Origin of the sequence: Alteromonas sp. ALT199 (assembly GCF_018619335.1) — a bacterium.
In the GTDB taxonomy this organism is placed as follows: Bacteria; Pseudomonadota; Gammaproteobacteria; order Enterobacterales; family Alteromonadaceae; genus Alteromonas.
The window spans coordinates 97949-112994 of record NZ_JAHHDX010000043.1 but is presented as its reverse complement, the minus strand read 5'-3'; the positions used below and the strand labels follow the sequence as shown (position 1 = coordinate 112994).

The window sequence follows — 15046 nt, the reverse complement described above, 5'->3', positions numbered from 1 at the left end:
GGGCTCCAAAACCGACAAGTTGCAAATGATAATTATTATTAATAATATAACCTGAAATTAATTTCTTAAGCCGCTATGTGTAAAACACGAATACTCATTATTGAAGATGATGCCACGTTAAGTGAACAAATCTCGCATCTGTTGCAGTCTCGAGGGTTTGACACTCGCTACGAAAGCGACGGTAATGCGGGGTTACAAGCTGCGCTTGAGGAAAATTTTGACCTTGTGTTACTCGATATACGCCTCCCTTCATTAAACGGCTTGTCGCTACTAAACCAATTAAGACAAGTAAAGCAAACCCTGGTGATGATGATCACGGCGTCAGGTGCCGAACAAGAAAGAATTGAAGGCTACCGTAAGGGAGCAGACGACTACTTACCCAAGCCCTTCAATTTTACTGAAATGATGCTTCGTATTGACGCACTGCTTCGACGCAGCAAGACGCTAAATAACTCAGGTACTCAAAAGTCAGAAATGATTGTTGATGTCCTTTATTTAAACCGTATTCAGCAAGTGACTAAATACCAAGCTAAGTTGCTCGAGTTTACGCCAATACAATTTAAGCTTCTGTGGATGCTTGTAGAAAACAGAGACGAAACCTTGAGCAAAGCATTTCTTTATCACAGCGTGCTCAACAAACCTTTTTCTAGATATGACCGAAGCCTAGATATGCACCTTTCTAGAGTGCGCAAAAAATTGGTTGAAACGGGTATGCCCCCTGAGCGCCTTGCCACTGTTCATGGCCAGGGATACCGATTTTCGTGAAAAATAAACTCCTTTGGCGACTATGCGCTTTTATTGCCGTGGGAACGGTTGTGCTATTTTGGGCTATCGCATGGCTCACTAACCACACCGAAACCAGCATGAGCTTTTTAAACAAAGTGCACCAGGAAACCCTTTATTCTTATGGCAAAAAAGCGGAGGAAATCTATTTAGAAAAGGGAGAACAAGCGTTAGCCGCTTTCTTGAAAGAAATAAGGGACAAAGAAAATACCTGGCTTGCTGTGGTCAATTCGCAAATGACTACATTCGCTGACACCAAAATGTTAGACGAGTTTATCGACAGGTTTCAAATAGGCCGCAGCCCCGAATGGAAAGTACATTTGTACTTCTCAGAAAACCCTGTGATGGAAGTACCTTTTGTAGACGACAACACGCATTTTTTAATTCAGCTTCCTCAGCGAATGCGCCCAGGTTCCTTATTACTTGCAACGCGCTTAACGCTTCAAATTGCATTGCCATTGGTTATATTAAGCCTATTGAGTTTTATGCTTTATCGACATGTTATGACACCACTTAAGCAGTTAGAAAGGGCAACAAAAGACTTCGCTAACGGTAACTTAGAAGCCCGTGCAATGGCTACGATGCCAGAGCGAAATGATGAACTTACTACACTTGCTCAAACCTTCGACAAAATGGCCCAAAGAACGAGCAGTCTAATTTATAACCAAAGAAGTTTACTTGCAGACCTTTCTCACGAGCTTCGCACACCTCTTGCCCGTATCGATATGGCGATAGACTTTGTGGAGCAAGACATTAATCGTAAAAAAGCCCTTTCACGCCTGCGCTATGAAGCCAAGACAATGAGGGAACTTGTAGAAGATACGCTTACGTTTGCGTGGCTAAATACAGAGTCGCCTCAATTAAACAGCGATGATTTTGACCTTGTAGAACTTATCAACGTTATTTGTGAAGATGCGCGCTTTGAGTATCCTGACAGAACCTTAACTGTAGAAACACCTGAATGTGCGAGTATAGAAAAAAGCAGTCAGCTTGCTTTAGGGCAGGCATTAGAGAATATTATTCGCAATGCTTTGCGTCATACTCCGCAGAAAAGCAAAGTTAGTTTAACGTTAGTTAGCGATAACCATAACTACATTATTACTGTAACTGACGAAGGAGTGGGCGTACCTGATTCAATGTTGGACTCCATATTTGAGCCTTTTTTCAGGGTTGATAAAGCGCGTTCAAGCAAGACCTACGTACATTCTTCAAAACGTTCTGGGTTCGGACTAGGCCTTGCGCTGGCGAAGCGTCAGGTTGCAGCGGTCGGTGGCGAGATTTCAGCGAAAAATCGCGTTCACAACAACGACATTGCAACTAGCGCAAGGACTCATTCAAAGGGGACTAGCGAAAAGAAGCAGGGTGGGCTAATAGTTACCATCACCCTGACTAAGCTTTCTAATGCTGCTTTCGCAAATTGACTAGCCGTCGAACGCCTAGCAAAGTGCCGGTATAAACCAAAATACAGCAAAGTAAACTAACTAGACCTGCAATGGTCTGCCCTACAAAGCCAAAGTATTCTCCAGTATGCAAAAATCGAGAAGTACCCCACGCCTGACTCCCTTTAGGCCAATCCGTTTTACGTAGGACTTTAGCGATTTCACCAGTACCCGTGTCGAAATACAGGGAATATGCTAGCTCTTGGCGGTGCCCAATACTCTTATCAATATAAAATCGCGCAATCCCCTCGCTTTTACCAATTTCCATCCACATTGAGTACCAATCCTGATACCCGTTTTCATTGGCGTGTTGCTGCGCATCGGCAAAGAGCGTATTGTAGTTGATAATGTCGGCGTCTAACGTTTCGGGCATCGCCTTTTTTTCGCGAGCAGGTACTTGTTCACCATACATTCCATACAGTGCTTTATTAGCCCATTCAAAATAAAACAGCGTAGCTGTCATTCCAATCACAAGTAAAAAAGGCAGTGACCATATACCAAAAACAAAGTGCCAATGACGACGACGATGTTGTTTATTAGTGTATCGCTGCCGTAATAACATTTGCTGTTTTAAAGACTTTTTCGATATGTGTTTCGGAAACCAAATAATGACACCCGATAACAACAAAAAAATAAAAATAAGATTGCTATAGGCCGTTATGGTTTTGCCAATTAATTTGTAATCGCCTTCCATTAAGAGATATCGATGGAGGTCAGTGATGAAATGAAATACTTCTTCAACAACCCCTTCTCCCTCTCTTAATATGTTTCCGGTATAGGGGTGAATAAGATAGCTATGCTTGCCCGCCCACGCCGGAATGGCCGCTCCTTCACTATTTACCCATCGAACGAAAATATGCGCTTCGTCAGGGTGCTTTTCGCGAAGTATTGATACAACTTGGTCAGTCGAAATTACCGACTTTTCAATATCAACGGTTTGCGCATAAGCCATTTCACTTAGCTCTTTAAACTGGCGCTCATACGTTAGCAATACCCCAGTAAAAGCCATAATGAAAACGACAATACTGGCCAATAAGCCAGCAAAGAGGTGGGTCCAAAAGACCCACCTTTTAAACGTGGAAAAGTTCATGTAATAGCGTTACTTAGAAGTCGTAAGTCACTGACAAACGAATATCACGCCCAACTTCTTGTGGGCCAACAACGCTAGGGAATACTTCGCTGTAATCACCCACACTTGAATGGTCGATATAGGCTTCATCGAACAGGTTAGTAACAGCAAGGTTGACGCTAAGGTCATTCGTTACTTCCCATTCGCCATAAATATCCACTAGGGTGTAGTCTGCTTTGTTAAGTGAATAAAGCGAGTCTGTCCAGCCATTTTCCAACGCCTGATGAAGGGTATCTATGTTGATGTCGTCAACCATAGTAATGTTAAAGCCAATGCTGATGTCTGCGGTTACTGAGTAATCTGCACCAAGCACCCAGGTATCGCCGCGGCTATTACCTAAGCCAACAAATTCGTACCCGTTTATATCAATGCTGTTATAAGGCACGCTGTATAGACCTTCACGAGGCATCAACTCAACGTCTACGCTTGAAAACCCAAAGTACACATCAACAGAATCCCAGCGATACGCAAGGTTAAACTCTACGCCAGATGATTCTAGGTCGCCGATATTATTAAATACCGAGTTACCTTGATAACCGCTAAACAGCACATCATCAATGGTAGATTCATAAGCGCTAAGGCGTGCATTAAGATTATTAGCACTGTATTCGATTGATGCTTCGATATTGGTGACTGTTTCAGGCACAACGTCGCTACCAACAACAGGAATGTCTTCACCATCGTATAAGTACTCATCTAGCGTGAAACCATCACCAATTTGCTTGCCACGAGCCGCTTCTGCGTAGCCAAGGCCAAGGGTCCAAGCTTCGGTAAGCTGATACTCAAGACCTACGTTAAAGCTGAGCTCATCATCGTCTAGTCCAGATGGCTCATCGGTAACTGGTGTGCCGTAATAGTCATCAATAAGAATTTCTTGCTGGAAGTCAAAATTGTCATAACGAACGCCATAACTTAATAACAATTCTGGCGTGATGTTGCTATGAGCCTGAGCATAGATACCTAATACGCTACCTTCTTCTGCATTTTGAACAGGGCCTGTACCAGGGCCGCTCTCAACTTCATCTTTGCGATAATCGATACCATAGGTAAATACATGATTGGTAACGTCGCTGGTATTTCTAATATCAAACCCATAGGTGTCAATCTCAGACAGCCAGTCAAAACGACCGCCACGGAATGACGATGAAGTTTGATATGCTGTAGCTTCTAAAAACACCATCGCACTGTGGTCAAAACGGTAGTTCGCAACATAGGTGTCGCGCTCTGCTTCACTAGGGTAAAGCGGAGCACCTTCCAGTACTACCCAGTTTGGTCTTGCCGAGAATTCACCCTCTTCATCGCGCTGCTCTGCACTTATCGAAAGATACTGATTATCAGCAATGTAGCCACTTGCTTTGAGGAACATGAGATCTTGATCTGCGGCAGTACCTAATACTTCGTTGCCATCGCCGTCTTCAAAGTTATCTCTATCTACCGTGCTGTAGTAACCCAATAAGCCCCAAGAATCATTTAACTTCCCATAAAGGCTGCCGCTATATCGGGTACCATCGTTTGAGAAATAACTCGCCTTTACTCGACCGCCAAATTGCTCGTCGTCTTTTAATAAATCCTGTGCATCTTTGGTCTTAAAGCGAATTGAACCGCCTATAGCACCTGGGCCGCTTGTCGCTTCGCCGGCACCAGCCTGCACATCAATTTGCTTTAAAAGATCAGGGTCTAAAGTAACGCGACCAATGTGGTGAAATAGCGTTGAGGTTTGCTGTGCGCCATCTACGGTTACATTCAAGTAGGCGTCTTCTAGACCGCGGATAAAGATTTTTTGTGCAACACCCACTGAACCGCCAACACTGACTGACGGCGACTCTCTAAAAATATCCGCTAAGTCGTTTGCCTGAAACTGGTCGATATCTTCAGCAGTAATGCTTAAGTTAGTTGATGCGCCTACCACAGCAACTCGCTCTATAGACTTGGCTTCTTCATTTTGGTTTTCTAAGGATTGCGCGAATACTACTGGGCTGGACAGCGTGCACACTGCACCAGCTAAGACTAACTTTTTCAAGGGTGACTCCATTTGACAATCAACAATTACAAATAAGAAACATTCTCATTAAGTTTTATCTAAATGGATAGCACTTTTACAATTGTTACACTTCGTCAGTTTTTCGCCGTCAAAGACTCCTGCTCATCGTTGTAACGCACTTTTTGGCCCGCACGTAAACGTTCTGCACCTCTCACAACAACCGAACGCTTCGGATTTACATCACCAAACACTTCAATTCTATCGCCCATGCCCACTCCTGTTGTCACCTTAACTTGCTCAGCTTCATTATTTTCGTTTAGCTGATAGATATAGGTGCCCGACTTTCTTAGTACCAGAGCGTCGCGAGGTATGGTGACACCGTCATGAGTATCACTGCTAGGCAAGGCTACGCGTACTGCACTACCTATAGGGAAGTCGCCAGGACTAATAGCAATTCTTAACTCCATCATGCGCGAGGCGCTGTTACCCACGGGCACAATAGCGCGAATAGACTCTTGCACTTGATGTGCCTTGTTGTGAACACTTACGCTCATACCATTTTCAATATACGCAAGTACGTTTAGCGGAGCCCGTACTTGTACTTCAACACTATCAGGGTTTACCACGCGAAGTAGGGTTTGCCCTACTCCCGTGTATTCGCCCGGCGACTGTAATCTATCAACCACCAATGCGGTAAAAGGCGCGCGTACATTACTTTGCTCTATTTGATACTCGGTGAATTCTAAATCCAGCTTGGCTTGCGCTAATTCTTGTTTGGCATTCTCTAAGTCAGCTACTACTTCCTCTAGCTCACCTCTAGACGTATTTTGGCTAGCCTGTAAGTTCTTATAGCGCGCGAGCCGCTTAGTAAATAGTTCAACCTGCGACCGCCATCTGGCGATATTTGAGGTATTTTGGCTACGGGTGATACGTAAGCGGGTATCGTCTACTTTAACTAAAGGCTCCCCGGCTTTTACCACATCCCCTACATCCGCCATCCATGTGATCCTGCCATTAACTTCAGAGGCGAGGTTTGCATCGGTGACGCTCAATACTGTTCCAGGAACCCAGGTTAACTGAGAAATCGCTTGCTCTCTGGCTTTATCAATTTGAACCAGTACCGGCGGGGGTTGATTGTTATCCTGTGCTTGTGCGCTCAACGATACACTGCTTGCAAATAAGGTAAACAAACCAAAGGTAAGCAAGCTAAAGGCACAAAAACTAAGGGCGGGAGTGGAAGTCATGGCTTTCATGGTTGTCTTTTCCTTACACATGGTCGTTGTATTTACTTTGTTTTACAGTGGATGATATCGTTGACGAAGCGCCAGTGCGCTGCATTCCTTCTGCTAATGGTTTGAGCATTTTTACCGCTGACTTAGATGCCGTCATACGCAATAAAGTAGGCAGGAATAGTAAGGTAAATATGGTACTTACCGTCATTCCTCCCACAATGACAGCCGCTAGACCTCGATAGATGACACTGCCTGCTCCAGGTAATAAGAGCAGGGGCAGCATGCCAAATATTGAGGTCAGCGTGCTCATAAAAATAGGCCGTAAACGCAGCTTGATGGCTTGTTCTACCGCGTCATCACGGGTTAGCCCTTCTTGCTCGCCTAGGCGAGTCTGATGCACAAGTAAAATGGCATTGTTTACTACAAGCCCGAGCATAATTATGAAGCCAATCATGGTTAACAGGTCCATGGGCTGAAAGGTAAAGATGTTCATGATACGAATAGCAATTACGCCGCCTACTGTGGCAAGCGGAATTGAAAGGACTACCAACACACTATCTTTTAACGACTTAAACAAACCCGCCATTAAAAGCAGTAGCAACACCATGGCGAAAAGAAAGTTGTCAGCCATTGAGGCAATAGCGCCTTTTAAGCTATCCGCGCTGCCACCATAATTGATAGCGCCATCGGTAGGCATCATGGCCATAATGGTGGGCTCGACCTCAGAGGTAATCACTTTCATGGCCTCTTCTAAACTCATGCCCTCTGGCGGATTTACGTTTAGCGTAAGGGTCCTTCGACCATCAATACGCTGGATACGGCTTGGCCCTACAGCCCTTTCAATACCTACAAGTTCACCTAATTGCACCACCTCGCCCGATGGAGTCATAACCGGAGTGCTGTTCAAGTCTTCTGGTGTAAACCAAGGTGCAGAGCGAAAGATAATATTCATGCGTTTAGTACCATCGAAGTACTCCCCCACATACATGCCATCACCCATGGCGCGTACCAAGTTGCCCATACTGCCTCGGTTTAACCCCACTTCCATCATTCGGCTGTCATTCGGGTAAAAGCGAAGCTCTGGTTCAGCTTGCTCCAGAGGAGGGTTCGAACGTGCATTGGCGTTAGGGAAAACTTCTCTTAATTTGTCCAAACCCGCCTGTGCAGCAAAACCTAGCATGGCCTGGTCGGTGCCTTGAAGATGAATGTCGATTGACCGACCGTTTCCAAAGCCACCAAACAAATTACCTTGCTGCGAAAAGGTTTGTGTATCCGGTAAGTCTTTTAGGATTTCATCGCGTACAATGGCTTCGAGCTCTTTGACCTTAGACTGATCTTTAGCGCGCACTCCCAAATTTCCGCCATTCGGCCACGTAATAATGTAGTAGTTTTTAAGCGCAGGCTGCTTTTCTCCGTCCATATAGGGCTGCAATCGCTCTACTATAATTGGCATCACCTCTTCGCTAATAAAGTTTTCACTGGCGCCAGCAGGCAAACTTAAGAAGGCGTCAACGGCATCGCGTTTTACAGGCGGTAAATAATCCATGGAAGGCATAAGCAGAACACTACCTGTAATAGGTATGCCCATGAGCGTTATTACTAATACAAGGCGGCGAAGCGGCGTGCTTGATAGTGACATGATAGCGCGGGTTATCTTAGCCCATACCCGCTGTAAGCTATCGGCTGGCATGTTGCCATTAAGGTATCTAGCGGCAACAACAGGTAATACCGTTACCGCAACTACTAGCGACGTACATACTGCAATGGCGATGGTAAGTGCAAGATCAGCAAACAATTGCCCTTCAACATCTTCTAAAAACATGACGGGAATAAAAATGGCAACGGTGGTCGCTGTTGACGCCATGAGGGCACCAAAAACTTCTTTCGTTCCCCGATGGGCACAATTTTCCATGTGCGCTTGTGAATTTGGGTTGTTATTTCCGGTTTCGGCTTCTGCGCTCTTGCGCGTTCTTACTATATTTTCCAACACGACAATAGCGGCATCTAGCACCATACCTACCGCAAAGGCGAGTCCAGCCAATGAAATGATGTTGAGCGAGCGTCCGGTAAGCTGAAGCACCACAAAAGTGCTAAGTAGTGAGATAGGAATGGCCAATGCCACAATGAGAGTTGCCCGTAGCTGGCGCATAAAGAGCCAGAGCACGGCAATAGCTAGCAACACACCAATAAATAAATTGCTGGTGACTAGCTGTACCGCTCTATAAATAAATACTGAAGCATCGAAGCTTTGCGCCATCACAAGCTGCTCGGGGGCCAAGTCCTGTTCATTTATTTGCGCGACTTTCGCTTTTACGGCTTCTAAGGTAGCTAAAACATTGGCGTTGTTTTGTCTGTCCACACGAATAGAAATGGCTGGGTTACCGTTTTGCACACTGTAGTTAGCGCCGTCGGCACGGGTAATTTTAATATCGGCAATATCATTTAAAGTGATAGGGCTGCCATCTCGCCATTCAAGAATCATTTCACCCATTTGCGTAGGCTCGTAACGACCCTCAAAGCGAAGTGTGTAACGTCTTCTACCTACATCAACGAAGCCGCCTGAAACATCATTCGCACGACCCAACTCGTTAGCTACTGCTGTTAAATCAATACCTAACTGGGCTGCTTTAAACGGGTCGAAAACAATTTGAAATTCTTCCACGCCGCCAACCCCGCTTTCCATACGCGCTCTGGCAACCCCCGGAATAGCCTCAAGCTGAGGTTTTATTACATCGGTAAAAAAAGTCACGTAGGTATTAATTTCATTCGGGTTGCCCGGCAGGCGCTGCAGAAAAAAGTAGGTCAATGCAGGGGCATCTCCCCCGCTTCCAGCAAGCATAATATTGGGCGAAAGGGCGTCGCGAGGTAGTGGCGGCACACGGTTCATGCGGCTAATCACTTCAATCAGCGTCTTCTGCATGTCTGTATCTAAACCAAACTCTAGGTTAATCCACGCGTTGCCTTGGTTTGCCCATGCATTCATCGACTCTAGGCCTGGAATGCCCTGTAGCACTTCCTCTTGAGGTTCAATTATTTCCGACTCAATTTCTTGGGGCGACGCCGCGCGCCAAGAGGTCTGGATGTTGATATTCGGTCGTTCAATATCAGGAAACAGCTGAACAGGTAAATTAAACAGGCTATATAGGCCCAAAAATACCAATAACGTTATTCCGATTCCTACCCCGGTCGCGTTTTTTATTGCTTGCTTAGTGATGTCCATAATATGGCACTTATGCTTTTTATTGTTCGATTTACTATAGGTCGCAGCAATGACAGAAAAAGTTTAAAGCCATGACAGTTAGATTTTTGGCGATTATTAACATTTTGTTTAAAAATCATTTAAAAAACGTTATTTATCGCAGATAAGTGGACCTGAAAAGTACGCTATTTGTCCGCACTGGACATATTTAGTTACACCCACTTTTAGTTATGCATAGCGGTTTGAAGGGAGAGTGAGCGCACCTAAGCTTTAAAAAGGTGTAATCGGCTAAACGCTAAATTAACGAATGCTAAGCAAAGAAAGAGAAAGGTTAATGCAAGAACGGCTGTAAAATTGGGGCGTCGTTAATCTTTAATAATTGATAAAAAATTTAAAGCAAAAAAAAGCCGCTCTAAGAGCGGCTTTCTTCAAATACGTCAGCGATTACGCTTCAGCAATGATGATCACTTTAATTGAAGTGATAACGTCAGAGTGAAGTTGTAAGTCGATGTCATACTCACCAGTCTCACGAAGAGTACCAGTAGGTAGTTTAACTTCTGCTTTTTGTACTTCAACGCCAGCTGCAGTGATTGCATCAGCGATGTCACGAGTACCAACAGAGCCAAATAGTTTACCTTCGTCACCAGCAGGAGCTGCGATTGTAACTTCAGCAAGCTCAGCAACTTTTTCAGCGCGTGCGTTAGCAGCAGCTAGTTGCTCAGCAATTTTCGCTTCAAGTTCAGCACGACGTGCTTCAAACTTTTCAACGTTGTCTTTAGTTGCAGGAACCGCTTTACCCTGTGGGAAAAGGAAGTTACGAGCGTAACCAGACTTAACAGTCACTTGGTCGCCCAGGCCGCCAAGGTTGGCGATTTTATCTAGTAGGATGATATTCATCTTAGCTAACCCTTATATTCGCCAAATTACTTGTGTGAATCAGTGTACGGAAGCAACGCAAGAAAACGTGCGCGCTTGATCGCAGAAGACAGCTGACGCTGATATTTTGCGCTTGTACCAGTAATACGGCTAGGGACAATTTTACCGCTCTCAGTAATGTAGTTCTTAAGAGTAGCGATATCTTTGTAATCAATCTCAGTCACACCTTCTGCAGTGAAACGGCAGAACTTACGACGTCTGAAAAAACGAGCCATGGGTGATCTCCTTAAGCGTTGTCTTCAGTGGTTTCAGTTTTCTTTTCCGCGCGATCTTGGCGAGGAGCAGAATCGTCACGACGCTCACGACGTGGCTCTTCTTTCATCATTGGAGAAGGCTCAGTCACAGCAGTCTTAGTGCGCATAACCATGTTACGTAGGATCACGTCGTTGAAACGGAAAGCATTTTCCAGTTCATCAACAGCTTCTGCAGACGCTTCAGCATTGATTAGTACGTAGTGGGCTTTGTGCAGCTTTTCAATTGGGTAAGCCAGTTGACGACGGCCCCAATCTTCTAAACGATGAATCTGACCACCGTCTTGCTTTAGGATAGTAGTATAACGCTCGATCATACCAGGTACTTGTTCACTCTGATCAGGGTGAACCATAAATACGATTTCGTAATGACGCATTATAGCTCCTTACGGTTGTAGCCTCGACAGTACAGCCGACTGTATGGAGACAAGGAACGAATTGGGATGGCTGTAAGGGCGCGCATTATACGCACACAAACATCGTTGCACAAGCATTAATCAACTTTGGCTAGTATTTTGCGCTTATCTTTATTGAAAGAGCTCGTATTGACAGCGCTCGTATCAATAGCGTTTCGCGGTTAATGCGAAACGCTTTCGTATGGAATAGAGGAAACACGGGTTAAAGGAAAGCGGAGGGTGAATTCGGTGCCGTTAAAATCAGAAGACACACTCAGGGAACCTTGATGTGCCTTTGCAATTTCTGATGCAATAAATAACCCTAAGCCTAACCCTTCGTTTTTTGCACTGCTTTCTTTACGCCAGAAAGGTTGAAAAAGACGTTTCTTAGACTCATCAGATATTGGTGTACCGCTATTGCGCACGCTGAGAATGAAATCGTTTCGGTTGGTGATAACTTTTACATATACGGGATACGCTTGATCGCCGTGAACCAGCGCGTTTTTCAATAAGTTAGATAGAAGCTGACATACCCGCTTTTCGTCACAGATTAACTGCTCGGTAATATCGATATGCGTTCTGATAGTGCAATTAGGGTAAGCAGTAGCTAGCTCTTCAGCAGTATAATTGAGCTGTTGCGTTAAACTCGTGGCCTCTGCCATTTTCACAGGTAAGCCTTCGCCCATTCGGCTATGAGTAAAGTCCATAGCATCTTCAATTAAACGCGTCATCCTCTGCACACTATTTTTCATCCTCGATACAGCTTTAAATACAGGTACCTGAACAGTACTGGCTATTTGACTGTCTTTTATTATGTCGTCAAGAAAGCTAATACCGATTTGAATGGAAGATAAAGGGGTTCGAATATCGTGGCCTAAAATAGCGATATATTGTTCTTGTAGGCGGGCAATATTTCTTGCATCGGTTAGTTGCGTCTTTGAGCGCTCCATCTGGTCTTTTAATAGAATTTGACTAGAAATAAGTTTAGCGAAAGCACTAATTTGCCCGTGAACAACCTCGCTGCGTAACTCTCTGGGCTCTGGATCTAGCCCGCAAAGCGTTCCAAAAAATTCACCGTTTGCATCGTAGATAGGATAAGAGAAGTAACTCTCAAAGCCATACATAATAGGAATTGGGTTATCACAGTACTCACTGTCAGCAGATGCGTGATTGATGACTACCTGCTTTTTGCTTGCCCTTACGGTTCTACAAAAAGTGGTTTCAATCTCTAAATGATCGCCAGGCGTTAAACCAAATTCTGCATTGTCCAATACCGCACACATCGTCCATGCTTCTTCGGTAACTCTAGCAACACAAATGAAACGCAAGTCTAAGCTACTGGCCAATATCTGCATTATATGAGGGATTGCTTCGATTGCATTAATAGCTTGGAAGTCTTTTTGAAAGGTTTCGGTCATTTGCAGCCCTATACGCCTTTTTTAGCGTGAAGATATGTTTAACTTTGTTTGAAACGTCCCTTCGCCACCTAGGCTCGTGGGTGCGATACTAGCGAAATGAAATGCTGCAAGAAAAACGGCAAAAGCGCTATTCAGCAAACGTCTGTAAATTACACTTTAGTATGATACGCCAACCTACCAACAAAATTAACCTAAACATTAAACAAAATACTGTTTATTTATACAGCTAAATACTGTACAGTTTTTATGTTTTTAATGAATAGGGGACCTACCATGGCCATTACCACACAGTATGTTGTTACGCACAAAGGGGTAGAAAAATTGGTAACTACCGACAAAAAAAATGCAGACCAGTACGATAAAATGCTTGATGCAGCTGACAACCTTGCTGACTACATTCATGCAAAAGGTATCAAGCTAGACGATAGCGTAGTGGAGGAACTAACCATTATGCTGTCGAAAAACAAAGATAAAATCAGCAAAATCTTTAAAGGCGCTACAGCAGAAAGCGTATTGGAAGACGAAAGCGCAGAAGTCGTAAAGCTAAAAGCTAACGGCTAATTATTTAAGCTTATCCCGTCCTTTACGTCGTTATGATGAACAATCAGTACGAGCAACAGCGGTTTTGAACTGATGAGATCTGATAACATAGCTGTGTAAAGAAATGTTATTTGATAACATTACTTTAAAGCGGTTATTCGTGTTTCACTCGATTTATAGCTGGGTGAACAGATGTGCCGCTTTTGCTAATGTGAACATAAGACGTAAACACAGGTCGGGCATAGCGTGAGTATAATTAATAAAAACAATGGCACTCAATCCCAGTACAACGCAGTGATTGAAGAGTGCAACACAGCGATTGAAGTAAGCAATTTACAGTTTTCGTACATCAAAGAAAGTGCACCCGTCATAGATATTAAAGCGTGGCAGGTTGCTCAAGGAGAACATGTTTTTCTTTCAGGTCCTTCGGGGAGCGGAAAGAGCACACTGCTTAATTTACTGTGCGGTACGCTGACCCCAACTCACGGCGAAATAACTTTGTTATCGCAGCCTTTCTCTTCCTTATCAAACCGGCAGCGAGACAAGTTTAGAGCACGCAATATCGGCGTTGTTTTTCAACAGTTCAATCTTATTCCCTACCTTTCTGTAGCACAGAACATTAATGCGGCTGTGTACTTTGCGAATGCTAACGCTAGCAAAAAAGCAGAAGACGCAAAACTTCGTCATTTACTTGATAAGCTACAACTTCCCTCCCACGTGCTACATGCAAAAGCTGATGCGTTAAGTATTGGTCAGCAGCAGCGCGTAGCCATAGCAAGAGCGCTTGTTAACGACCCACAATTATTAATTGTCGATGAACCTACCTCTGCACTAGATACCGATGCCAGAGATAGCTTTATGTCGCTGCTAAAAGACGTTGCAGCCGATAGCACTATGATTTTTGTCAGCCATGATAAAGCGATGGAGAGTTACTTCGACCGCCACTGTAGCATTGATGAACTAGCCCAAAGTGAACACCCCAATATGGCTTCGTTCGGTGCTAACAATCAAGTACAGGAGCGTAAGTAATGCTAAGCACTATTGCTATTGAAAGCTTAAAGCGCAGGAAAACAACGGCAATACTCACGCTGTTAAGTATTACCATCAGCATCAGTTTGCTTTTGTGTGTTGATATTATTCGAAGCCAAGTAAAAACCAGCTTCACGCGCACCGTATCTGGTGTCGACCTTATTGTTGGCGCACCAAGTGGACAGCTTAATCTGCTATTGTCGTCGGTATTTAATATAGGTACTCCTACTAAAGGCATAGAATATAAGAGTATTGCGTCACTTAAATCTCACAAGCAGGTGTCGTGGCTTATCCCACTCTCTTTAGGTGATACCCATAGAGGTTTTAGGGTAGTAGGTACAACCAATAGCTTTTTTGACCACTTTAAATACGGTGACATGCAGTCCTACAGCTATCTGATGGAGCGACATTTACACAGCCGCTTTCTACGGTAGTGGGTGCCGATATAGCCGAAACATTGGGATACGAAGTGGGTGATAAAATTATTATTTCCCACGGTTTAGGTAGCGTTTCGTTTAACAACCATGATGATCACCCTTTTACTATCTCAGGTGTTTTAAAGAAAACAGGTACACCCGTAGATAAAGCTGTGTATGTAACCTTGCAGGGGCTTGAAGAAGCCCATGCAGGGCCAAAGCATTCGCCTACGTCGATGTTGGCGCCTACCCCTAATAATACAGTAAGCCGCGAAGCACATGAGCATGAGCATGAGCA

At 44.3% G+C, this 15046-nt stretch carries 13 protein-coding genes and 1 pseudogene; 6 read left to right on the top strand and 8 right to left on the bottom strand.

Going from position 1 to position 15046, the window contains the following annotated elements; all coding sequences use genetic code 11:
• Positions 1-75 precede the first annotated feature (75 nt).
• Both KL866_RS05110 and KL866_RS05105 read left to right on the top strand, forming a co-directional pair.
• Positions 76-765 carry a response regulator transcription factor gene (locus KL866_RS05110; RefSeq protein WP_025257441.1) on the top strand — a complete coding sequence of 230 codons (690 nt, stop codon included), beginning with the start codon at positions 76-78 and terminating at the stop codon, positions 763-765.
• The gene (locus KL866_RS05105) at positions 762-2204 is read left to right on the top strand and encodes a sensor histidine kinase (protein WP_214993802.1); all 1443 of its coding nucleotides are present in this window, start codon (positions 762-764) and stop codon (positions 2202-2204) included. Before KL866_RS05110 ends, KL866_RS05105 begins: the two co-directional genes overlap by 4 nt.
• On the opposite strand, the gene KL866_RS05100 is transcribed toward KL866_RS05105, so the two are convergent.
• The 8 genes from KL866_RS05100 to KL866_RS05065 form a co-directional block, all read right to left on the bottom strand.
• Complete coding sequence (locus KL866_RS05100; protein ID WP_214993800.1) at positions 2182-3312, bottom strand: PepSY domain-containing protein; 1131 nt, start codon at positions 3310-3312, stop codon at positions 2182-2184. The two genes, KL866_RS05105 and KL866_RS05100, sit on opposite strands and share 23 nt — an antisense overlap.
• Positions 3313-3325: 13 nt before the next feature.
• On the bottom strand, positions 3326-5371 hold the full coding sequence (locus KL866_RS05095) for a TonB-dependent receptor (RefSeq protein ID WP_025257438.1): 2046 nt from the start codon (positions 5369-5371) through the stop codon (positions 3326-3328).
• A gap of 95 nt (positions 5372-5466) precedes the next feature.
• A complete protein-coding gene (locus KL866_RS05090) occupies positions 5467-6585 on the bottom strand; it encodes an efflux RND transporter periplasmic adaptor subunit (protein ID WP_025257437.1) in 1119 nt (372 codons plus the stop codon).
• 13 nt (positions 6586-6598) lie between these two features.
• Positions 6599-9784: an efflux RND transporter permease subunit gene (locus tag KL866_RS05085; protein WP_214993798.1), complete on the bottom strand. Its 3186-nt coding sequence runs from the start codon at positions 9782-9784 to the stop codon at positions 6599-6601.
• 423 nt (positions 9785-10207) lie between these two features.
• Positions 10208-10660: a 50S ribosomal protein L9 gene (rplI, locus tag KL866_RS05080; protein ID WP_012519953.1), complete on the bottom strand. Its 453-nt coding sequence runs from the start codon at positions 10658-10660 to the stop codon at positions 10208-10210.
• Between the two features lie 26 nt (positions 10661-10686).
• Positions 10687-10914, bottom strand: a complete 228-nt coding sequence (gene rpsR / locus KL866_RS05075) for a 30S ribosomal protein S18 (RefSeq protein ID WP_012519954.1) — start codon at positions 10912-10914, stop codon at positions 10687-10689.
• 11 nt (positions 10915-10925) lie between these two features.
• Positions 10926-11327: a 30S ribosomal protein S6 gene (rpsF, locus tag KL866_RS05070; RefSeq protein WP_014951120.1), complete on the bottom strand. Its 402-nt coding sequence runs from the start codon at positions 11325-11327 to the stop codon at positions 10926-10928.
• Positions 11328-11527: 200 nt separating this feature from the next.
• Complete coding sequence (locus KL866_RS05065) at positions 11528-12763, bottom strand: GAF domain-containing sensor histidine kinase (RefSeq protein WP_214993796.1); 1236 nt, start codon at positions 12761-12763, stop codon at positions 11528-11530.
• Between the two features lie 273 nt (positions 12764-13036).
• Between KL866_RS05065 and KL866_RS05060 the strand changes: the two genes are divergently transcribed.
• The 4 genes and pseudogenes from KL866_RS05060 to KL866_RS20610 all read left to right on the top strand — a co-directional run.
• Complete coding sequence (locus tag KL866_RS05060; protein ID WP_025257434.1) at positions 13037-13324, top strand: YebG family protein; 288 nt, start codon at positions 13037-13039, stop codon at positions 13322-13324.
• Between the two features lie 225 nt (positions 13325-13549).
• Entirely contained in the window at positions 13550-14332 is a 783-nt protein-coding gene (locus tag KL866_RS05055; protein WP_025257433.1) for an ABC transporter ATP-binding protein, read from the top strand.
• Positions 14332-14766: a hypothetical protein gene (locus KL866_RS20615; protein WP_251139848.1), complete on the top strand. Its 435-nt coding sequence runs from the start codon at positions 14332-14334 to the stop codon at positions 14764-14766. Before KL866_RS05055 ends, KL866_RS20615 begins: the two co-directional genes overlap by 1 nt.
• 35 nt (positions 14767-14801) lie before the next feature.
• Positions 14802-15046: pseudogene (locus KL866_RS20610) on the top strand (ABC transporter permease); the annotation flags it as partial.

Coding starts and splice junctions, on each gene's coding strand:
- KL866_RS05110 (WP_025257441.1), top strand. CDS start 76: ATGTGTAAAACACGAATACTCATTATTGAAGATGATGCCACGTTAAGT.
- KL866_RS05060 (WP_025257434.1), top strand. CDS start 13,037: ATGGCCATTACCACACAGTATGTTGTTACGCACAAAGGGGTAGAAAAA.
- KL866_RS05090 (WP_025257437.1), bottom strand. CDS start 6,585: ATGAAAGCCATGACTTCCACTCCCGCCCTTAGTTTTTGTGCCTTTAGC.
- rplI (WP_012519953.1), bottom strand. CDS start 10,660: ATGAATATCATCCTACTAGATAAAATCGCCAACCTTGGCGGCCTGGGC.
- KL866_RS20615 (WP_251139848.1), top strand. CDS start 14,332: ATGCTAAGCACTATTGCTATTGAAAGCTTAAAGCGCAGGAAAACAACG.
- KL866_RS05065 (WP_214993796.1), bottom strand. CDS start 12,763: ATGACCGAAACCTTTCAAAAAGACTTCCAAGCTATTAATGCAATCGAA.
- KL866_RS05100 (WP_214993800.1), bottom strand. CDS start 3,312: ATGAACTTTTCCACGTTTAAAAGGTGGGTCTTTTGGACCCACCTCTTT.
- rpsR (WP_012519954.1), bottom strand. CDS start 10,914: ATGGCTCGTTTTTTCAGACGTCGTAAGTTCTGCCGTTTCACTGCAGAA.
- rpsF (WP_014951120.1), bottom strand. CDS start 11,327: ATGCGTCATTACGAAATCGTATTTATGGTTCACCCTGATCAGAGTGAA.
- KL866_RS05085 (WP_214993798.1), bottom strand. CDS start 9,784: ATGGACATCACTAAGCAAGCAATAAAAAACGCGACCGGGGTAGGAATC.